Origin of the sequence: Eubacterium pyruvativorans, from assembly GCF_900102225.1 — a bacterium.
Taxonomy (GTDB): Bacteria; Bacillota; Clostridia; order Peptostreptococcales; family Anaerovoracaceae; genus Aminicella; species Aminicella pyruvativorans.
In genome coordinates this window covers 1-3,434 of the sequence record NZ_FNBF01000050.1, presented here as the reverse complement: position 1 = coordinate 3,434, position 3,434 = coordinate 1, and the positions used below count along the sequence as shown (strand labels likewise).

General features: G+C 46.5%; 2 protein-coding genes. One reads left to right on the top strand and one right to left on the bottom strand.

Going from position 1 to position 3,434, the window contains the following annotated elements; translation table 11 throughout:
• Positions 1–1,657 (top strand): hypothetical protein (locus BLQ24_RS10200; protein ID WP_207644955.1); only part of this gene is annotated, 1,657 nt, incomplete at its 5' end.
• A 202-nt stretch (positions 1,658–1,859) separates the two neighbouring features.
• Here BLQ24_RS10200 and BLQ24_RS10195 read toward each other — a convergent pair.
• The coding region (locus BLQ24_RS10195; RefSeq protein ID WP_207644954.1) for a hypothetical protein at positions 1,860–3,434 on the bottom strand (1,575 nt) is incomplete at its 5' end.

Here is a 3,434-nt window from a genome sequence, read left to right as displayed (position 1 = left end):
GGCCGGTAAGGCTGTCGTAACTGCGAAGGTCGGCAAGCAGACGAAGAAGGTTACGATTACCGTTAAGAAGGCGAAGAAGGTTGTCAAGAAGACAGCGGTAACAGCTGTTGCTCTGAGTGCTGACAACGCTGGTGATCCGGCAGCTAAGGTTGTTGTTGGAACGAAGTTGAGAGCTGCCGTTACACCGGAGAACGCAACTGTTACATATCAGTGGAAGGCTGACGGCACAGCAATCGCTGGTGCAACAGGCTCCACATTCACTGTAACAACAGCTGAAATCGGCAAGGCGATCACAGTTGAAGCGACCGGCACAGGCAACTTCGAAAAGACAGCGGTTTCCGCTGCTACAGCGAAGGTTTCTACACCTTCGATTACAGGTGTAGTAGTAAAGAAGTATAAGAAAGATACCACAAAGGACGATCAGTTCACAACAGATGCGACACCTGCAATCGGTGAAACACTGAAGGCTAAGGTTGCTACAACGAATGCTCAGAGTGCATCTGATGTAGCTACATTCCAGTGGTATAGAACACTTCAGAAAGCAGATCAAAGCGGTAGCTATGATGTTGCTATCGACGGTGCTACTTCCGAAACTTACAAGGTAACGGTGGCGGATAAGGACGCTAAGATCTATGTGAAGGTTACACCGAAGGCCGGTGTTACACTTGCGGATAACGTTACAACCGAAAGAGACGGTTCTATCAAGTGTGATGCATCTGCTAACACAGTATCCGGTACAGTTACTGTTGAACTCCAGGCAAATGGAGAACAGGTTACAAGCGTTGCTCCTGGAACGAAGCTGACTGCTGTTGTAACTCCTGCTGAAGCTAATGTCACATATCAGTGGAAGAAGGGTGGCGTTGCTATCAATGGTGCAACTTCTTCCGAGTACACTCCGACAGAAATCGGCAATTACTCTGTAGAAGTAAAGTTGGCTGACAGTGAGAGAACATATACTTTCAATACAGGACTGGTTAAGACTGTTTCCTTCAGTGTAACACAGGACGTTCTGAATGACGTGCTCGTTACTGATACAACTAACGCAGCCAGACCGACAGCTGAAAAGAGAGTTCTTGCAAAAGACACGTTCGGCGGAGTTGCCTATAAGAAGAACGATGCTGGCAAGGATGAAGCTCTGACAACTGGTGTAGAATATACTTTCTTTGTAAACGGCAAGGAAACAACAACGGCTGGTATTGCTTCCGGTAAGTACAATCTCAAGGATGTAAGCGGAGATAAGTACCTGAAGGTCGGAGATGTTATCACCGTTAAGGGAAAATACAACGGATTCAGCAAAATGTCCTCTAACAGCTTGAAGGTCGGATATCTGGACGATGCATCTAATGTGTACAAAAATGTAACTGCAAAGGTACTTGTCGATCTCAAAGCTAAGACAAAGAATCTGACTGTTTCTGGTCTTAAGGATCTGAAGGATGGATTCACCGTCACAGTTAAACTCAGATCTGGCGAAGGTAGCGCTGCTACATATACAACGATTGGTACACTTGGCTACAAGGATGTCAAGGATGATACTGCTAAACTTGCTCTCGACTATGACAATACTAATGTAGATGATAAAACATTAGAGGTTACTGTATCCGGAGAAGGTTATTACGGTACATGGACTGTTCCCGTACAGACTTATGTTTTCTCGTAACAAATGATCTGGTTAATGGGGTACTTTATTAAGTGTCCATAACCATTTAGAGGGACTGTCGCACTATAATAATTAGTTGCGTCAGTCCCTTTTTCCCATATCGTTTTTTCATCTCAAAACGGGAGTCACCCTACGGTGACCCCCGTTCGAAAGCTCTACACTCAGTTATAGTACTGTATGCAGCACCTTCAACTACTTCACACTACTCTGCATTCTGAATGTCCGCAGCAGTCAGTGGAGAAGCCGTTGCATGACCAGCGCCGTCGAATGTGATCTTGTTTGATCTTGCTGTTACAGCCTGATCCTTCTTGGTTACAACATACAGGCTTGTACCCTGCAGTGCAGCCTCATTAACCGTTTTGTTTCTGTTCAGTCCGTTAAACGCATCAGCTGGAGCTGTGATTGAAACAATCGTAGCATCAGTAACTACAGTGTCTCCACTCTTAACAGTGAGTTTCTCTCCATCGTATGCCAGGGTCAGAGCTGTGTTTGCCGTGGCATTTGTCGGAACAGATTCAACTGTCTGAGTCTGACCAGCATATGCACCGGCACCTGTCACAACTGCCCATACTTTTGCGTTTGCATCACTGGAGGCCAGTGCGTATGTCTGAGATGTACCCAGTGCAACAGCTGTTACCGGATTGAGCGTAGTAGTTTCACTTGCAGTTCTGTACCAGGAAACTGTATAATCTGTGCCATATGTCAGGTCCTTGTCAGCTGTATTCTTAACTCCAGTTACCTCAAGAACATCACCGGTGATATTTGTGTTTCTTGTCGGAATCGCCAACGCAGAAGTGTTATTTCTTACTTCAGCACCGGCTTTAAGGAATTTACCTGTGTACTGAATTGTGGCAACCTTGCTTGCAAGTACAACACCTGCTGCAGTTTTTGTTACAGTGACCTGATAGTAATTATCTGCCGTCAGATCAGTGCTGAAATCTTTGCTAGTTGCGCTGGAAACTGCTGTGTAAGCCTTTCCGTCTGTGCTCTTCGCCCACTGGAACTCATAGCCGGTGAGTGTTGTATCCTCAACACCCTTCTTATCCTTTACTACAGCGTGGAGTCCCGTGTTGTCAGCCTTAATCGACAGTGTGGCATTCGCCGTGTCAGAAACTGCAACGGCAGCGGAATTAACAGCGTAACCGTTAACACCATTCTGCGGCGTAGCAACAACGATCAGATTGTATCCAGCATCTGCATCTGCTACTTTATATGTCTTGGATGTAGCACCAGCGATTGCCTTGTCAGCTGCTACAGCGCCACGGAACCACTGATATGTTACCGCATCGCTCAGATCAATATCCTGCGATACACCAGTGTTATCTACATATGTTCCTTTAGCTTCTGCAGTCAGAGTGTCACCAACGACAGCCGTTGTAGCAAGCTTGTTGTCAGAACCCTTAACTGTAACACCAGTGAGCTTGGAAGCCGCAACCTTTGCTGTGGCTTCGGAAGTAACTTCCTTGTCAAAGTTGCCTGTGCCGGTAACCTTAACAGAGATTGCCTTTCCTGTCTGGGCAGCTCCTACTGTGAAGGAAGCCTTCGTAGCGCCTTCGATTGGTGTGCCGTCTGCAAGCCACTGATACGTAACAGTTGCATCTTCCGGTGTAACATTTGCTCTCAGAACCTCACCGATCGTAACAACTTTATTCACGGCTACTTTGCTGTTATCTGCTGTTACTGCAACCGCTGTTACGTCTGTCTTCTTGACAACCTTCTTCGCCTTCTTAACGGTAATCGTAACCTTCTTCGTCTGCTTGCCGACCTTCGCAGTTAC